At 65.4% G+C, this 17,581-nt stretch carries 17 protein-coding genes; 8 read left to right on the top strand and 9 right to left on the bottom strand.

Going from position 1 to position 17,581, the window contains the following annotated elements; all coding sequences use genetic code 11:
* Window positions 1–92 precede the first annotated feature (92 nt).
* Window positions 93–578 (top strand): tripartite tricarboxylate transporter TctB family protein, encoded by a 486-nt coding sequence (locus tag N2605_RS33330; protein ID WP_074447634.1) that lies wholly within the window; start codon window positions 93–95, stop codon window positions 576–578.
* A 5-nt stretch (window positions 579–583) separates the two neighbouring features.
* Window positions 584–2,092 carry a tripartite tricarboxylate transporter permease gene (locus N2605_RS33335; RefSeq protein WP_225126232.1) on the top strand — a complete coding sequence of 503 codons (1,509 nt, stop codon included), beginning with the start codon at window positions 584–586 and terminating at the stop codon, window positions 2,090–2,092.
* A gap of 114 nt (window positions 2,093–2,206) precedes the next feature.
* Here N2605_RS33335 and N2605_RS33340 read toward each other — a convergent pair whose 3' ends face one another.
* The gene (locus tag N2605_RS33340) at window positions 2,207–3,898 is read right to left on the bottom strand and encodes a bifunctional diguanylate cyclase/phosphodiesterase (RefSeq protein ID WP_109142101.1); all 1,692 of its coding nucleotides are present in this window, start codon (window positions 3,896–3,898) and stop codon (window positions 2,207–2,209) included.
* 221 nt (window positions 3,899–4,119) lie between these two features.
* Here N2605_RS33340 and N2605_RS33345 point away from each other — a divergent pair, with 221 nt between their 5' ends.
* Window positions 4,120–4,380 (top strand): hypothetical protein, encoded by a 261-nt coding sequence (locus N2605_RS33345; protein ID WP_036038508.1) that lies wholly within the window; start codon window positions 4,120–4,122, stop codon window positions 4,378–4,380.
* A 155-nt stretch (window positions 4,381–4,535) separates the two neighbouring features.
* On the opposite strand, the gene N2605_RS33350 is transcribed toward N2605_RS33345, so the two are convergent.
* From N2605_RS33350 to mtgA, 3 genes are all read right to left on the bottom strand, one after another.
* A complete protein-coding gene (locus N2605_RS33350; protein WP_036002287.1) occupies window positions 4,536–5,177 on the bottom strand; it encodes a hypothetical protein in 642 nt (213 codons plus the stop codon).
* Window positions 5,178–5,316: 139 nt separating this feature from the next.
* Window positions 5,317–5,499: a 50S ribosomal protein L32 gene (gene rpmF, locus N2605_RS33355; protein ID WP_007598106.1), complete on the bottom strand. Its 183-nt coding sequence runs from the start codon at window positions 5,497–5,499 to the stop codon at window positions 5,317–5,319.
* 171 nt (window positions 5,500–5,670) lie between these two features.
* Window positions 5,671–6,345, bottom strand: coding sequence for a monofunctional biosynthetic peptidoglycan transglycosylase (gene mtgA, locus N2605_RS33360; protein ID WP_036002223.1), 675 nt, complete (start codon window positions 6,343–6,345; stop codon window positions 5,671–5,673).
* 161 nt (window positions 6,346–6,506) lie between these two features.
* Here mtgA and N2605_RS33365 point away from each other — a divergent pair, with 161 nt between their 5' ends.
* Entirely contained in the window at window positions 6,507–7,430 is a 924-nt protein-coding gene (locus tag N2605_RS33365) for a polyprenyl synthetase family protein (RefSeq protein WP_225144854.1), read from the top strand.
* A 79-nt stretch (window positions 7,431–7,509) separates the two neighbouring features.
* Here N2605_RS33365 and N2605_RS33370 read toward each other — a convergent pair whose 3' ends face one another.
* A complete protein-coding gene (locus tag N2605_RS33370; RefSeq protein WP_260345068.1) occupies window positions 7,510–9,303 on the bottom strand; it encodes a caspase family protein in 1,794 nt (597 codons plus the stop codon).
* Window positions 9,304–9,484: 181 nt separating this feature from the next.
* Window positions 9,485–9,913 (bottom strand): GFA family protein, encoded by a 429-nt coding sequence (locus tag N2605_RS33375; protein WP_036023934.1) that lies wholly within the window; start codon window positions 9,911–9,913, stop codon window positions 9,485–9,487.
* Between the two features lie 94 nt (window positions 9,914–10,007).
* Between N2605_RS33375 and N2605_RS33380 the strand changes: the two genes are divergently transcribed.
* The 3 genes from N2605_RS33380 to N2605_RS33390 all read left to right on the top strand — a co-directional run bounded on the left by N2605_RS33380 (window position 10,008) and on the right by N2605_RS33390 (window position 13,077).
* Window positions 10,008–10,382, top strand: a complete 375-nt coding sequence (locus tag N2605_RS33380; protein ID WP_025033299.1) for a nuclear transport factor 2 family protein — start codon at window positions 10,008–10,010, stop codon at window positions 10,380–10,382.
* A gap of 183 nt (window positions 10,383–10,565) precedes the next feature.
* Window positions 10,566–11,423: a class A beta-lactamase gene (gene bla / locus N2605_RS33385; RefSeq protein WP_260345069.1), complete on the top strand. Its 858-nt coding sequence runs from the start codon at window positions 10,566–10,568 to the stop codon at window positions 11,421–11,423.
* A 46-nt stretch (window positions 11,424–11,469) separates the two neighbouring features.
* On the top strand, window positions 11,470–13,077 hold the full coding sequence (locus N2605_RS33390) for a Na+/H+ antiporter (RefSeq protein ID WP_192893034.1): 1,608 nt from the start codon (window positions 11,470–11,472) through the stop codon (window positions 13,075–13,077).
* Window positions 13,078–13,184: 107 nt separating this feature from the next.
* On the opposite strand, the gene N2605_RS33395 is transcribed toward N2605_RS33390, so the two are convergent.
* Window positions 13,185–13,997, bottom strand: a complete 813-nt coding sequence (locus tag N2605_RS33395) for an N-acetylmuramoyl-L-alanine amidase (RefSeq protein ID WP_036023940.1) — start codon at window positions 13,995–13,997, stop codon at window positions 13,185–13,187.
* A gap of 397 nt (window positions 13,998–14,394) precedes the next feature.
* Here N2605_RS33395 and N2605_RS33400 point away from each other — a divergent pair, with 397 nt between their 5' ends.
* Window positions 14,395–15,150 carry an outer membrane protein gene (locus tag N2605_RS33400; RefSeq protein WP_260345070.1) on the top strand — a complete coding sequence of 252 codons (756 nt, stop codon included), beginning with the start codon at window positions 14,395–14,397 and terminating at the stop codon, window positions 15,148–15,150.
* Window positions 15,151–15,249: 99 nt separating this feature from the next.
* Here N2605_RS33400 and N2605_RS33405 read toward each other — a convergent pair whose 3' ends face one another.
* Together N2605_RS33405 and ispG are read right to left on the bottom strand one after the other, a co-directional pair.
* Entirely contained in the window at window positions 15,250–16,146 is an 897-nt protein-coding gene (locus tag N2605_RS33405) for a TauD/TfdA dioxygenase family protein (protein ID WP_260345071.1), read from the bottom strand.
* A 147-nt stretch (window positions 16,147–16,293) separates the two neighbouring features.
* Window positions 16,294–17,577: a flavodoxin-dependent (E)-4-hydroxy-3-methylbut-2-enyl-diphosphate synthase gene (gene ispG / locus N2605_RS33410; RefSeq protein ID WP_128266114.1), complete on the bottom strand. Its 1,284-nt coding sequence runs from the start codon at window positions 17,575–17,577 to the stop codon at window positions 16,294–16,296.
* Between the last annotated feature and the right edge of the window lie 4 nt (window positions 17,578–17,581).

Here is a 17,581-nt window from a genome sequence, read left to right on the forward strand (position 1 = left end):
CGGCTTTGCAGCGCACCTACCATAGCACGTCGAAGACGTGCGTGAACGCAACTTGCGGTGCTGCGCTGCGTCCGGGGCACGAGAGAGAATCGATGAACGATCCAACCAACGTCAAGCTCCGCCTCAGCAACTCCGAACTCTGGGGCGGGCTGATCGGGCTCGCACTCGGCGGCTTCGTGATCTGGTCGGGCTTGAAGCTCAGGCTCGGCACCATCAACGATCCCGGCTCCGGCTATGTGCTGTTCTACACGGGCATCCTGATGTGCGTGTTCGCGAGCGCGATCATCGTCTCGGCGATCACCGAGGGCGGGCCGACGCTGGCCTCGCGCTGGGAGAACGTGCGCTGGAGCAAGCCGCTTGTCCTCATCGCCTGCCTCACTGCATTCGCGTTCGCGCTGGAGCCGCTGGGATTCCTGCTGTCATCGATCCCGCTGATGCTGCTGCTGTTGCGGCTGATCGATCCGGTGCGCTGGACGCTGGCGATTCCGATCGCGGTGCTGGTGCCCTCGGGCATGTGGTGGGTGCTCAAGCGGCTGCTGTTGATCCAGTTGCCGTCAGGCCTGTTCGGGATCGGCTGACCCCCATGGATACGCTTGTCAACGTGGCACATGGATTCGGCGTCGCGCTGCTGCCGATCAACCTGCTCTACTGCTTCATCGGCGTGTTCATTGGCACGCTGGTCGGCGTGCTGCCCGGCATCGGCCCGATCTCGGCGATGTCGCTACTGCTACCGGTGACGCTGTCGGGAACGCCGGAATCCGGCATCATCATGATGGCCGGCATTTATTACGGCTCGATGTATGGCGGCTCGACCACCTCGATCCTGGTCAACATCCCCGGCGAGGCGGCCTCCGTCGTCACCTGCATCGACGGCCACCAAATGGCGAAGCAGGGCCGTGCGGGCCCCGCGCTCGGCATCGCCGCGTTCGGCTCCTTCGCTGCCGGCACCTTTGCGCTGGTCGCCTTGATGTTGGTGGCGCCGAAGCTCGCCAGTCTCGCCATTGCTTTCGGCCCGGCCGAGTATTTCAGCCTGATGGTGCTCGGCCTCGTCGTGCTCACCTTCCTCACCCAGGGATCGATGCCGAAGGCATTGCTGATGGCGTGCATCGGTGTCGTGCTCGGGCTGATCGGGCTCGACAGCATCACCGCGCAGCCGCGACTGACCTTCGGCCGCATGGAGCTGATCGACGGCATCGGCCTCGTGCCCGTGGTGATGGGCCTGTTCGGCGTCGCCGAGGTGCTGCTCAACACCGAGCAGGCGATCAAGCGCGACGTCATCAACACCAGGATCACCCATCTCCTGCCGAGCAAGGAGGACTGGAAGGCGAGCGCCGGTCCGGTCGGCCGCGGCACCATCCTCGGCTTTTTCCTCGGCATCCTGCCGGGCGGCGGCGCCGTGGTCTCGTCATTCGCGTCCTACGCGCTGGAGAAGCGGCTGTCGAAGACCCCTGAAAGGTTCGGCCACGGCGCGATCGAGGGCGTCGCCGGCCCGGAATCGGCGAACAACGCCGCAGCCGGCGGCGCCTTCATTCCGCTGATGACGCTCGGCATCCCGCCGAACGTGGTGATGGCGCTGCTGCTCGGAGCCTTCGTCATTCACGGCCTGCAGCCGGGCCCGCTGATGATCACGCAGAACCCCGGCCTGTTCTGGGGCATCGTCGCCAGCATGTATATCGGCAACGTCATGCTGCTGATCCTGAACCTGCCGATGATCGGCATGTGGGTGCAGCTGCTCAAGCTGCCCTACAACATCCTGTTCCCCCTGATCATCCTGTTCACGATCCTCGGCGTCTACTGCTCGAGCAACAACGTGTTCGACGTCTATGTGATGATCGCGTTCGGGATCATCGGCTATTTCATGCGCAAGCTCGGCTACGAGCCGGCGCCACTGGTGCTGGCCTTCGTGCTGGGTCCGATGATGGAGAACAATTTGCGCAAGTCGCTGATCCTGTCGCAGGGCGATCTCTGGACCTTCGTGCAGCGGCCGATCTCGGCAGTGTGCCTTGTGTTTGCCCTGGTGCTGCTGATCGCGCCGCTGCTGCCGTCGCTGCGCAAGAAGCGCGAGCTGGTGGCGCTGGACGAGGGAGCGTGAGGAGATCTCGTAGTCTGTAGGGTGGATTAGCCGAAGGCGTAATCCACCGCTTCTCTCTCGACGCGGACGGTAAAGTGGTGGGTTACGCCTTCGGCTAACCCACCCTACAGCATCTCAGCCCGCCGCAGGCAGCGCATCCGACGGCAGGCCCCACGGGCGCTCCGCCGAAGCCAGCCCGATCAGGCGGCCCTGGATGTAGTCGCAGCCCCAGTCACGCAGCATGTTTGCCGCTTCGTCGTCCTGCACCCATTCGGCGACGGTCTTGATGTCGAGGCGGCGAGCGAGATCGATCAGAGTCTGCACGAAGGCGCGGTCGTCGGCGGAATGGGTGATGTTCTGCACGAAGGCGCCGTCGATCTTGACGATGTCCACGCCGAGCTTGCGCAAATTGCGGAACGAGGTGTAGCCGGCGCCGAAATCGTCGATGGCGATGCGGCTGCCGAAATGCTTGAGGCGGCTGACGAAGGCGCGGACGTCGTCGATGTCCTGGATCGCGACCGTCTCGGTGATCTCGACGATCAGCCGCTCGGCAACGCCGGGATGGGCCAGCATCAGCGATTCGATCCCCGCCCACCAGTCCGGATCCATGGTCGTATCGGGCGAGATGTTGAGGCTGAGGCAGACGTCGGGCGCCGCCGCGAGTTCGGCGACCACGAGCTCGAGCACGCGGTGATCGACCAGGCGGATCAGGCCGAGCCGTTCGGCGACCGGCACGATGTCGGGCGCGAGCAGCACCTGGCCGTCGCCCTGGTCCATCCGCACCAGGCATTCATGGAATGCGCGCTCGCGCGAGACAGCCGAGACGACGGGCTCATAGGCGAGCCTGATGCGGCGCTCGTTGAGCGCGGTGACGATCTCGTCGGTGACGCGGATGTTGACGCGGCGCTGTGCGTCGCGCGCGGCATCCGGACGCCAGGCCGCGAACGAGCCGGAGCGGCGGCGCTTGGCGGCGTCCAGCGTCTCATGGGCGCGGTTGACGGCCTCGTCGGTGTTGCGGGCATAGCGCGGCAGACTGACCGCGCCGATCGACGCGGTGACCGAGACCGGACCGGATTTGGTCGGCACCACCTCGTCGCGGATGCCGGCGAGGAAGCGCTCCGCAGCCACGTTCATGTCGTCGACGGTGCAGTTCTTCAGGATCAGGCCGAACTTGTTGCCGGAGAAGCGCCCCAGCACGTCGCCGCCGCGCAGGCGCGCGCGAATGCGCTTGGCGACGTCGAGGATCACGGCGTCGGCGACGTCGAAGCCGAAAGCATCGTTGACGCGGGCGAGATGATCGATGCCGACCAGCATGAAGGCCGCTGTCGAGCGGAAGCGCGTGGTCTCCTCGATCGCCTCGGCCAGCGCCGCGATCAGATGCGAGCGGTTGAGCTCGCCGGTCAGCGGATCGAGCCGGGCCAGCCTGCTCAATTCCTCGTCCCGGGCGTGGCGCTCATTGTTGATGCGGACGGAGCCGATCGCTCGCGTGGGACGGCCGTCGGGACCTGCGAACCAGCGGCCGGTCTCCTCGATCCAGATCACGGGATCGGAGGCGCTCATGCGCACGCCGTACTCGATTCGGTAAGGGGTGCCGTCGGCGCCGTGCACCGGGGACGTCAGTGCCAGCGCCGCCGTCCGCAGCGTTTGCGCGGGCTCGATCAGCTTGGCGAATTCGGCGCCGGTCGAAAGCCGCTCGGCGGGAATGCCGGGGAATACGGCGCTGACCTGCTCACCCCAGACGATGGCATCGCTGGCGATGTCCCAGGCGAACACGGCCTGACCGAGCGCGGCCAGGATGTCGGAGGCTTGCGGCAATCCAGGGGTCAAAGTCGCCTCGTTTCGGGACAGTGGAGAAGTCCTGAGCCGGCACAGGATAGAGCCAGATTCGCTGCCGAACCTAGGCAAAGTTGATAAACAATTTGGAAACCACGTTTCCGAAGGCGTCGGAACCAATCCGGCTCGGCCGGCATAGGCCTTGCGAGTACAGGACTCGCACCGGCGCCTGCGTCCCGAAACGCGACAGTCTCGCCGGATCAACGGTGATTGCGATGTTGGGTGCTGATCGATCGGACGCGGCGGACAACGGCACAGGCACGGCCCTGGTGCCGCTGATGCCGACGTTGCAGTGGGTCCGCAAGGCGCCGCTGCCGCGCCCCGATCCGAGCTTCGTCACACAATTGATCGCCAATGCCGAGCAGCTGCCGCAAACGAGCCGCCTCCGCCGCGCCTCTTCCGAGGATGCGCTGATGGCCTATGGCAGCAAGCGCCCGCTCGGAACCGTCAGCGCGCGGACACGGCAGGTGGCTTGATCGGATATTCCGGTCGCCAATTGCTTCGCACTCGCTGTTTGATGGAATCGTCATGCCCGGGCTTGTCCCGGGCATCCACGTTCTTCTTTCCGCGTGGCTAGACGTGGATGGCCGGGACAAGCCCGGCCATGACGGCGGAGGCCTCAGTGGCCCAATCAGCGCGGCGGCGTGTCGGAAGACGGCGTGCCGTTCCCCGGCTGCAGCTGCGGCGAGGGAATTTCCGGCGAGGGGGCGCCCTGCACGGGCTTGGGCGCCGGGTGATCCATCAGCACGGATTCGGCGACGGATTGCGCGGTAGGCGCGGCCGGCGCCGGCTGCGGCGCGATCACCGGCTCGAACTTGCGCTCGGACTCCACGTCTTCCGCCGGCGCTTCGGCCCTGCGCTTGGCCTTACGAGGGGCCGGCACCGTGGTCTCGGCGACATAGGTGACTCGGCGGCGCGTGCGCTGGGCGATGCCAGCGAAGAAGTCCGCCATCGCCAGCAGCACCAGCAGAAAGAAGGTGGAGTTGCCGAATTTGGGCCACATCACGAATTCGGCAGCGGCCGCGCCGAAGATGATCAGCGACAGCAAATGATCCATCAGGAATTTCGAGCCCGGCCGCGCACCCTTGACCACCTCGAGCAGCAACAGAACGATGCCGAGCGCGAGCAGGAGATCGGCGAGCGTGACCGGCCAGACCTCTCCGGACACCATAGGCACCTTGAACAGCACGTCCGTGAAGGACACGGTCGGCATCAGGAAGGCGATGATGTTGTAGACCGCGAGCGGAATCAGGAGCAGCGGGAAACCGACCATCGGCTTGATGCCTTCTCGATCAAGATGTCCGGACAGAACAATGCAGCGGCGAAGCATCCGCTCCGCCGCCATCACCGTCTATCTCATGGGTTGGCCGAATCGGGCGGGTCCGATCTCCCGCCCGAGAAAGATCCTGGCTTCAGGACTCTTTCTTCTTCAGGACCTGGCGGCCCTTGTACATGCCGGTCTTGAGGTCGAGATGGTGCGGACGACGGAGCTCGCCGGAGTCCTTGTCTTCCACATAGGTCGGCTTCTTGATGGCGTCCGCCGAGCGGCGCATGCCACGGCGCGACGGCGAGGTTTTTCTTCTCGGAACGGCCATTTCAGTATCCTCTAGGGATTGGTGTCATCAGGGCATCGTCCGCGAAGGGACGGCTCAGCACCCGCAAATAACGAGGCGAGCTGAATGCCGATCAAGGCCGCGCTTATAGAGGAAGGCTGGCCGTAAAGCTAGGCTCTTGGGCCGGAAAATGCGCCCGGAACGGGCCAAAAATCAGCGATTTTCCCGCCAACAGGTCGCAAGCGAGCTCGCCTGCCCCCGCGCCATATAGGTGGCTGCCAGCCGCCGGACGCCCGGTCCCGGGGTCCGGGCGCTGCGCTTGACCGGATTCGGCAGGATCGAGGCCAGAAGCGCCGCCTCGCGGGGCGAGAGGCTTTCGGCCGATTTGCCGAAGGCATAGGCGCTGGCCGCCTCGACCCCGAACTGCCCCTGCGGGCCGAGCTCGGCGATGTTGAGGTAGATTTCGAGAATCCGCTGCTTGGGCAAGACGAGGTCGATCCAAAGCGCCAGCGGGAATTCGAGCGCCTTGCGAACGAAGTCGCGCCCCTGCCACAGGAACAGGTTCTTCGCGACCTGCTGGGTGATGGTGGAGGCGCCCCGGAAGGCGGTGCCGTCCTCCCTGGCGTCGTCGATCGCCTCGCGCAGCGCCCCCCAATCGATGCCGTGATGCTTGCAGAAATGGGCATCCTCGGCCGCCACCACCGCGCGCGGCAGAGAGGGCGACATATCAGCGAGATCGATCCACTCCCGCTGCATCGGCGCGCCCCGCAGGCTGCGCCAGGCCATCAGCGTCGAAACTGGGTGGCCGGTGCGGTAGAACGGCGCGATCACATAGGGCGCGAGGACCACGAGCGCGAGCACCACCAGCAGGATTTTGACGATGCGCAAATCGACCTTTCCGGCACGAACTGACGAGCGGCCACGGGCTGGAGCATTAAGTCTGTGATAATTCGGGCCTTTTCCAGCACTTTTTAGGCCTTCCAAACGATTGACTGGCGCGGGCGCATAAAGGATTGTCCCGCCGAATTTTAGTTCTGGAGCCTTTCTTGATGACCGGCACGTCCCCGTCCGATTTCGCCAAACGTCTGGACAAGACCGCTGATGACACCGAAGCCCTGCTCGGGCGCCTGCTGTCGGACGACATCCTGCATGACGAAATCGCCCGGCCCAAGCGACTGATGGACGCAATGCGCTATTCGAGCCTGAACGGCGGCAAGCGCCTGCGGCCGTTCCTGGTGGTCGAGAGCGCCGGCGTGTTCGGCGTGCCGCGCGAGGCGGCCCTGCTCGTGGGCGCCGCGCTCGAATGCATCCATTGCTATTCGCTGATCCATGACGACCTGCCGGCCATGGACAATTCGGACCTGCGCCGCGGCCGCCCCACGCTGCACAAGCAGACCGATGACGCCACCGCGATCCTCGCCGGCGACGGCCTCCTGACGCTCGCCTTCGACATCATCACCCGCGACGAGGTCCATCGCGACGCCAATGTGCGGCTGCTCTTGACGCGAGCACTGGCGCGCTGCGCCGGCATCGGCGGCATGGTCGGTGGCCAGATCCTCGATCTCGCCGGCGAAGGCCGCTTTGGCGGCAACGAGCCGATCGACGTCGCCCGTATCCAGCAGATGAAGACCGGCGCGCTCTTGCGCTACGGCTGCATTGCCGGCGCGATCCTCGGCCAGGCCTCGAAGGCGGAATATCAGGCGCTCGACGATTACGGCCGCGCGCTCGGCGAAGCCTTCCAGATCGCCGACGATCTGCTCGACGTCGAGGGCGATGCGGCCGCGCTCGGCAAGCCGGCCGGCGCCGATGCCGCGCTCGGCAAGACCACCTTCGTGACCCAGCTCGGGATCGAAGGCGCCAAGCAGCGCGTGCGCGACCTGCTCGCGCGCGCCGACAGCGCCGTCTCGATCTTCGGCGACCGCGCCGCAATTTTGCAGGCCGCCGCGCGTTTCGTGGCCGAGCGGAAGAACTGAGCTAAAGCGCGATGCGATCAGGATGAATCGTCGTCGCGCTTTAGGTTATTGTTCGAGTGGTCAGGAAAGCCGTGCCATTTCAGTTGCAGACCTCGACATTGGCGTCGACGTGGGGGCCGCCGCCGCCGCGATAAACGAGGCGGCAACCGGGCCTGACCGGCCGGCAGAGCAGAGCGTTGCAAAAGATCTGACCACTGCCGCTCGATGCACGACCCGCGCCAGCCGCCGCAGCTGCACCGTAGCCGCCCGCTACAGCACCGGCCCGCTGCCGTGCGGGGCGGTCCTCGCCGTCGTCGCGCCGCGAGGTCGCGGGCTTTGACGCCGGCTTGGCGGCGCGCTTCTTCTCGCATTCATTGTCGTCGTTCAGGACATAGCCGTTGCCGCAAACGATCCTGGTGCACTTGTCGCCTTCGGCCTTGAAACCGTGCTCGCAGACCAGCGGGCAGACCCGCGACGGCTTGGCCTTGACCGCATCGAGCGCGTCGGTGCTCGCCACCTTCACGTCGAGCTTGGTGCCGGCATAGCGGTTGAACTGCGACAGCGACCGCTGCGAGGACGTATTCCAATTGCCGTCGGCCTGCCCGGAGAAGCAGCCGACGCGGCCGAGCTCGCTCTGCACCGAGCGGTTGAGATCGGCCGGCGCGGTCGTCGGACTGAGCGCGGCGACGTTGGTGCCGGCAGCGCTCGTGGTGTTGCCCGGCGCAACGCCCGGCGCCGTGGCGGCGAGGTTGACGCGCTGTTGCTCGGCGGCGGCGGCCTGCTGCTGGGCCTGCTCCTTGGCCTTCTGCGCGGCAAGCTGCGCCTGCTCGGCGGCCTTCGCATCGGCCGCGGCCTTGGCTTGCGCATCCTTCTGCGCGCCGAGCGCAGCAAGGCGGTCGCGCTCGGCCTCGGCCTGCTTCGCTTTCGCGATCGCCGCCGCATGCGCCTGCTCCGCGCCGATCTTCTCGAGCTGGAGCTTGGCAAGGCTCGCATAGAACCCGTCGGGATGCTGGGCAAGGAAGGCTTCCCACGCCGGCCGGTTGCCGACCTGGAGCGCGAGCTCGTAGTCGCGGCGGATATCGGCCTGGGGATTGGCTACGGGCGCTGCCGGCGCCAGCTTGACCGGCACCAGCGGCACGTCCTCGCCACCAAGCGAGCCATAGACGAACGGCTCCTGCTTGTTGCCGGTCGACTTCAGCACATCGTCGCGCACGAATCCGAAGGCGCGGCGGACGTCGAGGCCCGGCGTCGTCAGATGCTTCGACAGCGCGATTGTGAACGGGCTGTTGGCACCGTCGCCGTCCTGCGCGGTGAAGCCGGCCTTGGCCGAATAGGCGATCAGCGTGTTGGGGCTGGACGGCTCGACCTGGGCGAGGCCCCGGCCGATGCCGCGCGAAGCGACCGTGCGCTTCATCCGCTTGCTGAACGGATTGTCGCGGCAGGCATCGAGGATCACCAGACGCAATTGCTTGGCGGGCTCGACCGCGACCAGGACACGGTCGAGGGAGAGCGCCTCGTCAAAGACGTCGGTGTCCCGCTCGAGCTTGGCATCCACCGGGATCAGATAGTTCGAGCCCTCCACCTCGATGCCGTGGCCGGCGTAGTAGACCACGGCGATTTCGGCGTCGCGGGTCGCGTCGGCGAAGTCGCGGAGCACGCGCCGTGTCTCCAGCGCCGACAGATCGTGCCGGGAGTCGACGACGTCGAAGCCGGCCTCCTTCAGGGTCTTGGCCATCACCGACCCGTCATTGACGGGATTGGCGAGCGAGGGCGCGTGCTGATAAGCCGAATTGGCCAGCACCAGCGCCACGCGCTTTCCGGCATAAGCAGGCCCCGCGCCGAACATCAGGCCGAGGGCGACGAGAAGCGGACAAAGTCTGAACAAGCTGCGCATGACACGACTTTCGATGTTCCGGGCCGTTCGGCCCTTTGGGACCGCTTTAGCAACATCCACCGCCGGCGCTTGTGATGGAGGTCACGAAGCGGACCCCGACGGCAGGCCGTACGACCTCTTTTGTTTGTCGCGCCAGCGCTGTCGCGGTTCGCCAACGGACGGCGGTGCGGACCGGGTTCCGTCAGACAACCCCGATGTGCTCCCGATATTGCGGCAGATCGTCCGTAATTTCGTGCCAAGGCGCCTTCGAGCCGACGAAAATATGGGCGCTCGGCCGGATGGAGGGGGCATCGACCAGGGTTCCCATGGCGACGTGGACCCACTCTCCTTCTCGGACCCGGGAATAGAGCAGCGAGCCGCAGCGGCCACAATGCGCGTCATGGGTGGTGTCGTCGCCGAAAATCATCCGGAGGTCGCCACCCCTGACAATACGAAGCCTGTCTTGCCGGATGCCGGCGAAGGGCTTGAAGGCGGCACCGGTGGTGCGCCGGCAGTTCGAGCAGTGGCAGTTCATCGCATAGGCGAACGCATCGGCCACCTCGAAGCGCACGGCGCGGCAAAAGCATTCGCCGACAAGAATGCGAGCGTTCGAATTTTCTGATTCTGTCATCGTGACGCCTTCACGCAAATCGCTGACACACCCATAGCGCATTTCGACGTGTACGACTAAGTTGGCCCGAAGCCATCATGCAAAGGAACGATCCATGAGCCAGGACCGGTCGAGCGTCGAAGCCGTCGTGCAATCCTATTTTGACGGACTTTACGAGGGCGACGCCGACAAGCTCGGCGCCATCTTCCATCCCTCCGCCGATCTGCGCTGGGTCGAAAAGGGCGAGCTCCAGGTTCTGACCGTGCCGGACTGGCTCGACCGCGTGCGCAAGCGCGCCTCGGCCAAGGCCGAAGGCAAGCCGCGCGAGGACTTCATCGTCACCATCGACCGCTCGGACGATAAGACCGCTTTCATCAAGGTGCGCTGCCAGCTGCCGCCGCGCTATTTCACCGACTATCTCGTGGCGATGAAGCTCGCCGACGGCTGGCAGATCGTGTCGAAGTCGTACCGATATGATTTGAGGGAGTGACGGGCGCCGTCCTGCTGCCCGAATTCGGACGCACTCGCTATCCAATTCTCCGTCATTGCGAACGCAGCGAAGCAATCCAGAAATTCACCGCGGAGACAGTCTGGATTGTTTCGCTGCGCTCGCAATGACGACGCGGATGCAGCGTCCGCTCCATCTCCCACCCCTGCTCGCCTGGAAATCACCATGCTTGTCGACCGCCGCTCCCTGCTCGCCTCATTCGCCTGGTTGGCCGCCTCCCCTGCGCTCGCCGGGGAGGCCCCATCAGAATTCGAATCCTACGAGCGCGAGAGCGGCGGGCGGATCGGGCTCTATGCGGAGAATCTCGCAACCGGCAAGAAGCTCTCCTGGCGCGCCGACGAACGGTTCGTGATGTGTTCGACGTTCAAGGCTTCGCTCGCCGCCAGCGTGCTGGCGCGGGTCGATCGCGGCGAGGAGCAACTCGCGGCCATGATCCGCTATGGCCAGTCGGATCTGCTGGAATACGCGCCGGTGGCGAGGGAAAATCTCGCGGCCGGCAAGATGTCGGTCGGCGAGATGTGCAAGGCCATCGTCGAGCTCAGCGACAACACCTGCGCCAATCTGCTGCTGGCGCGGATCGGCGGCCCCGCCGCGCTGACCGCCTTCTGGCGGTCGCTCGGCGATACCACCTCGCGGCTCGACCACAACGAGCCCGAGCTCAACCGCTCGCAACCCGGCGACCCCCGGGACACCACGACGCCGGCAGCGATGGCGGGAAATTTGCGCCGGCTGGTCGCGGGCGAGGCGCTGTCGCCTGCTTCGCGGGCCCTGCTCACCGACTGGATGGTGAACTGCAAGACCGGCGCAAATCGCCTGCGTGGCGGACTCCCGGCAGGCTGGAAGATCGGCGACAAGACCGGCAACAACGGCAAGGACGCCTCGGGCGACATCGCGGTCGCCTGGCCGAAGCCGGATACGCCGATCCTGATCGCGGCCTATACCCAGGGCGGCACGCCGAGCGCGGCGCAGATCACATCCGCGTTCGCGCGGATTGGGCGGATGGTGGCCGAACGGCTGGCGTGAGCCGCGCATTGACCTAGCCGTCGCTTCCGGGTCAAGACAGACCATCATGGAAGCGAAGTTTCAGACCTTTCTCATCCTGTTGGCCGTGCTGGCAGGCGTGGCACTGGCCGCGCGACGCTTCAACGTCGCCCCTGCCATCCTGCTGATGCTGGCGGGCGTCGGCCTCGCTTTCGTGCCGGGCATGCCGACTGTGGAGCTGCCGCCGGAGCTGGTGCTGCTGGTGGTGCTGCCACCACTGATCTACTCGGCCAGCGTCGCGATGAGCTGGCGCGAATTCAAGAAGAACCTGCGTCCGATCGTGCTGCTCGCGGTCGGCGCCGTGATCTTCACCACGGCGATGGTGGCGGCCGCCACACACTACATGATCGGCCTCCCCTGGACCGTCGGCTTCCTGCTCGGGGCCATCGTCGCGCCGCCCGATGTGGTGGCGCCGCTCGCGATCGCCCGCCGGCTGAACATGCCGCGCCGCATCCTGGTCGTGCTCGAAGGCGAAGGTCTCGCCAACGATGCCACCGCACTGATCCTCTATCGCTTCGCGCTCGCCGCGATCCTCGTCGGCCACTTCTCACTGCCGCTCGCGGCCGGTGAATTCCTCCTCATCGTCGCCGGCGAGATCGCCTTCGGCATCGGCGTCGGCTGGCTCTCCTTACGCCTTCGCAAATGGTCTGGAGATCCGCAGGTCGAGCTGACGCTGTCGCTGATCACGCCCTATGTCTCGTACTGGCTGCCCGAGCATGTCGGCGGCTCCGGCGTGATCGCAACGGTGGCCTGCGGGCTCTATGTCAGCTGGAACGGCCCATTGCTGATCTCCTCGGCGACGCGCCTGCAAGGCATCTTCTTCTGGGATCTCGTGATCTACCTGATCGAGGGCATGCTGTTCCTGCTCACCGGCTTCCAGATGCGCGCGCTCTACGAGAAATCGAAGACTTTTCCGCTCGACGACATTCTCATCGCAACCGCATTGGTCCTGGTGATCGTCGTGATCGCGCGTTTTGCCTGGCTCTATCCCGCAACTTATCTGCCGCGAATGCTGTCCCGGTCGCTGCGCGAGCGCGATCCTTCGCCGCCATGGCAATGGCCGTTCGTGCTCGCCTTCACCGGCGTGCGCGGCGCGGTGTCGCTGGCCGCCGCGCTGGCGCTGCCGTTCACGCTGCCGAATGGCGAGGCGTTTCCGTATCGCGACCTGATCCTGTTCGTCGCCTTCGGTGTCATCTTCGTGACGCTGATCGGCGTCGGCCTGACGCTGCCGCCGATCGTGCGGTGGCTCGGCGTCGCCGAAGCCGGTCGTCACGAGCATGCCGCCGAGCACGAAGCGGAGATCGCCGCGCGCCGTCAGGCGCTGGGTGCCGCGCTGAAATCGCTCGACGCGCTCACGGCGGAAAAAGAGGTTTCCGACGAGGTGATGCGGCTGCTGCGCGCCCGCCACGAGATCCGCTTCAACCAGCTCCCGGACTCGCTCGATCCCAACCGTCACGACATCTCTGCCGCCGGCACCGCTCTGACCCGCGACCTGATCGCCGCCGAGCGCAAATTCATCCACAAGCTGCTGCGCGACGGCCAGATCACCGACGAGACGCGGCGGCGGATCGAGCGCGATCTGGATCTGGAGGAGGCGAGCCTGGCGAATAGGGAATATCGAGCCGGGCCGCTGTAGCTTCCTCGTCATTGCGAGCGCAGCGAGCAATCCAGACTGCCTCTGCGGAAGGACTCTGGATTGCTTCGCTGCGCTCGCAATGACTGCTGCTGAACCGGCAGGGCCAACTACCGTCTCTCGCAAAACTCCCTCATCGCGGCCGCGACGGCTTGTGCGACCGCCTCGTGTCGCTCCGGCGAGTTCATCTCCATTTCCTCGTCGCGATTGATGATCGAGCCCGCCTCGAGCAGCACGGCGGCGCTTCGCGTGCGCGACAGCACGACCAGCCCGTCATAGCGGTAGACGCCGACATCCTTGTCGAGCAGCTGGCGCCGGTAGCGGCCCATCACCGGCAGCGTGTACTGGCTGGCATAGTGCAGGCCCTGCTGCTTCAATTGCCGGCCGATCATCCTGGCCAGCATCAGGCTGGCGGCAAAGTGCGGATTCTGCCGCGACACGAACAGCGAGTGGCCCGAAAAGCGATCGCTGAAATAGCTCTTTGCGCCGTCGAATTCCCAGGTCTCGAGCAGCTTGTCCGGCACCGAATCATGATGGACCGACAGGAACAGATCGGCGCGGCCTTCGTTTGCAGCGCCGACGCGCTTGAACAGGCTCGGCCGTGCCTTGCCGTCGGTGACGAGCAGGCGGGTTGCGGCAAAGCCCTCGGCCTTGAGCTTGGCCGTGATGAGCCGTGCGAGGCGGAAGTTGAAGCCAAACTCCGGATCGTTGCGTGCGCTCAATGCACCGTAGGAGTCCGGCGTGTGGCCGACATCCACGACGATCCGGAATTTGGGCGTCTCGCACTTGAATGAAGGTGAGGGTTTCGGCTCATGTCTCGCACTCTTGCGCGCGATAGCAGCCTCGCCGGCCGTGACGAATGCAAGCGATGACAGAACGATCGAGGCGACCAGCCCGACGATGACGCTCCGCAGGTGCCTCAAGCGCTACTCCGCTGCTGCTCACGCATGCCGGTGCCAGGACCGCTTTCGGTGAGGAAGTTGTAGTCTTTCGGGACGAAAGATGACGCGACCTTCGGCGGTGCTTTTTGCTTTTGATCACCTTGACGCAGGGAGGTCCGAGCGTCAACGCGCGGTCTGACCCCAGGGCGCCCCCTGCCTTGGGCGATCAGGCCGACCATCGCGTCGGCAGCTAAGTATTTGAGACGAAATGAAAATGCCGATTGTGTCGTTGCGCGATGCGGCACTGGCAATCGCGCGATTCCCACGCTCGCGGAGATTGTCGGCGACTGTTGCGGCGGAGCGACGGACGAACGCGCAACTAGCCGGTATTTAGACCGGGTTTGAATTCGAATCGTCCATTAAATGTCTACGGGGTCAAATGAAGAAACTCGCATTCGCAACCGCCGCTCTGATGGTGCTGTTCACAGGCGCGGCGTCGGCTGCTGACCTTGCAGCCCGACCCTACACCAAGGCACCCGCAATCGCCCCGATCTACGACTGGAGCGGCTTCTACGTCGGCGCCAACGGCGGTGGCGGCTGGGCCGACAAGTGCTGGGACATCTACAACGATGCCGGCTTCACCGTTGCGCCGCCCTTCCGGGAAGGCTGCCACGATGCGAGCGGCGCCACCGTCGGTGGTCAGATCGGCTATCGCTGGCAGGCCACCAATTGGGTGTTCGGTGTTGAGGCGCAGGGCAACTGGGCCGACTTCACCGGCTCCAATTCCAGCTTGTTCTACGGCAATTTCACCAACCGCTCCAAGGTTGATGCGTTCGGCCTATTCACCGGCCAGGTCGGCTACAGCTGGAACAACGTTCTCTGGTACGTGAAGGGCGGCGCCGCGGTCACCCGCGACAAGTACGAGGGCGTGACCACCAGCATCGGCTTGGTGTTTGATCGCGCCACCGAGACCCGCTGGGGCGGCGTCGTAGGCACCGGCATCGAATTCGGTTTCGCGCCGAACTGGTCGCTGGCGCTCGAATACGATCACCTGTTCATGGGCAATCGCGACATCTCCTTTAGCTCGACGATCGTTCCGGGGGTCACGCGCGGGGATACGATCCGTCAGGATGTCGACATTGTCACCGCCCGCGTCAATTACCGCTTCGGTGGCCCGATCGTCGCCAAATACTGACTTTGGCACTTCTTCGACAAACGAAGCCCCGGTCTCGCGTCCGGGGCTTTCCTTTGCGCGAAGCCGACTGATTGATGTTGGTCTCCCGAGCCCGGCCCATTAGACCGGCCTCTCTCCCTTCACCGTCACGCGCGTGCCCGAGCGTGTGTGCGGCCAGTAGTCCCACATCGCGCGGTGCTGGGTGCAGCGGTTGTCCCAGAAGGCGATGGCGTTCTCGGTCCAGCGGAAGCGGCACTGGAACAGCGGGTTCTCGGCGTGCTGGTAGAGATAGGCGAGCATCGCATCGCTCTCGTCACGCGGGATGCCGTTGATGTGGCGGGTGAAGCCGCGGTTGACGTAGAGCGCTTTCCTAGCCGTGACCGGATGGGTGCGCACCACGGGATGCTCGGCATGGGGATAGGAGGGACGATCGGCGACGCCATAGTTGGCGTAAAGGCCGCGATAGATCGGCTCGCCATCGTGCAGCGCCGTCAGGCCATCGAGATAGGCTTTCATGCGCTCCGACAGCGCCTCATAGGCCGCGTACATGTTGGCAAACAGCGTGTCGCCGCCGCGGGGCGGGCATTGCTTGATGTAGAGGATCGAGCCCATCGGCGGCTCGAGATCGCAGGACACGTCGGAGTGCCAGCCCTCGCCATTGGCGCGCGGCGAGTTCTTGTCCGCATAGATCTTCATCAAGGCGGGGTCTTCGTCCTCATGCGGGGCGGCGGGATGAAAATGCAGCTCGCCGAACTTGCGGCCGAAGGCGAGATGCTGCTGCGGCGTGATGTGCTGGTCGCGGAAGAAGATAACGAGGTTTTCGGCGAGCGCGCGATGGATCTCGTCCATCTGCCGGTTGGAGCGGGCATCGTCCGAGACGAGCTTGCCGATATCAACGCCGGAGATTTCCGCGCCGATGATGGGGGTGAGCTTCTCGACGGCGATGGTCTCATACGGCGCGCCGTCTTCAGCGGTGTGACGATAGCGCGGGCCCTGCTTGCCGGCGAGTGAGCTCATGGCGTGTCTCCCGATCGTTTTTGATTGGGAGCCATCGTAGCAACGTAGGGCGGGTTAGCGAAGCGTAACCCGCCACCTCGCGCCCGCAAAAAATAGGGCGGGTTAGGCTGTGCTAACCCGCCCTACGATTCCGATGTTGAGGAGCGCCTACTCTGCCGCAGGAGCCGGCACCTTGGCGCCTTGGCCGTAGCGCTGGTCGATGTAGTCGATCACCAGCGCCTTGAAGTCGGCGGAGATGGTCGGGCCGCGCAGCGTGCGGAACTTCTTGCCGTCGACGAAGACGGGCGCGGCCGGCGCTTCGCCCGTGCCGGGCAGCGAGATACCGATATTGGCGTGCTTGGACTCGCCGGGGCCGTTGACGATGCAGCCCATCACCGCGACGTTGAGCTCTTCCACGCCGGGATATTTGGTCTTCCAGGTCGGCATCTCGTCGCGGATGAAATCCTGGATCGAGCGGGCCAGCTCCTGGAACGTGGTCGAGGTGGTGCGGCCGCAGCCGGGGCAGGCGGCAACCAGCGGCACGAAAGTGCGGAAGCCCATGGTCTGCAGGAGCTCCTGGCCGACCTGCACCTCGCGGGTGCGGTCGCCGCCGGGCTCGGGCGTCAGCGAGATTCGGATGGTGTCGCCGATGCCCTGCTGCAAGAGGATGCCGAGCGCGGCCGAGGACGCCACGATGCCCTTCGAGCCCATGCCGGCCTCGGTGAGACCGAGATGGATGGCGTAGTCCGAACGGGACGCGAGATCCTGATAGACCGCGATGAGATCCTGCACCGCCGAGACTTTTGCCGAGAGGATGATGCGGTCCTTGGGCATGCCGAGCTCTTCGGCGCGCGCCGCCGAGAGCAGCGCCGACTGCACCATGGCCTCGCGCGTCACCGCGCGCACGTCGCGCGGGTTGGGCGAGGCCGCGTTCTCGTCCATCAGCTTGGTCAAAAGCTCCTGGTCGAGCGAGCCCCAATTGGCGCCGATGCGCACCGGCTTGTTGTTCTTGTTCGCGATCTCGATGATGTCGGCGAACTGGGTGTCGCGCTTGTCCTTGAAGCCGACATTGCCGGGATTGATGCGGTATTTGGCCAGGGCCTCGGCGCAGGCCGGATAGGCCGCGAGCAGCTTGTGGCCGATATAGTGGAAGTCGCCGATCAGGGGCGTAGTGATGCCGCGCTTGGCGAGGCCGTCGCGGATGTGCGGAACGGCGGCCGCAGCCTCCTCGCGGTCCACGGTGATGCGGACCATTTCGGAGCCGGCGCGCGCGAGCGCTGCGACCTGGGCGATGGTGCCTTCGACATCGGCGGTATCGGTGTTGGTCATCGACTGCACGACGATCGGCGCACCGCCGCCCACAGTGACGTTGCCGACCTTGACCTGGGTGGTCCGATGCCGGGGCGCTGGGCCCGCAATGTCTGAATCGAGAGGGTTTTCGAGCTTGTTCATGGCG

Source organism: Bradyrhizobium yuanmingense (assembly GCF_025200905.1).
GTDB lineage: Bacteria > Pseudomonadota > Alphaproteobacteria > Rhizobiales > Xanthobacteraceae > Bradyrhizobium > Bradyrhizobium yuanmingense.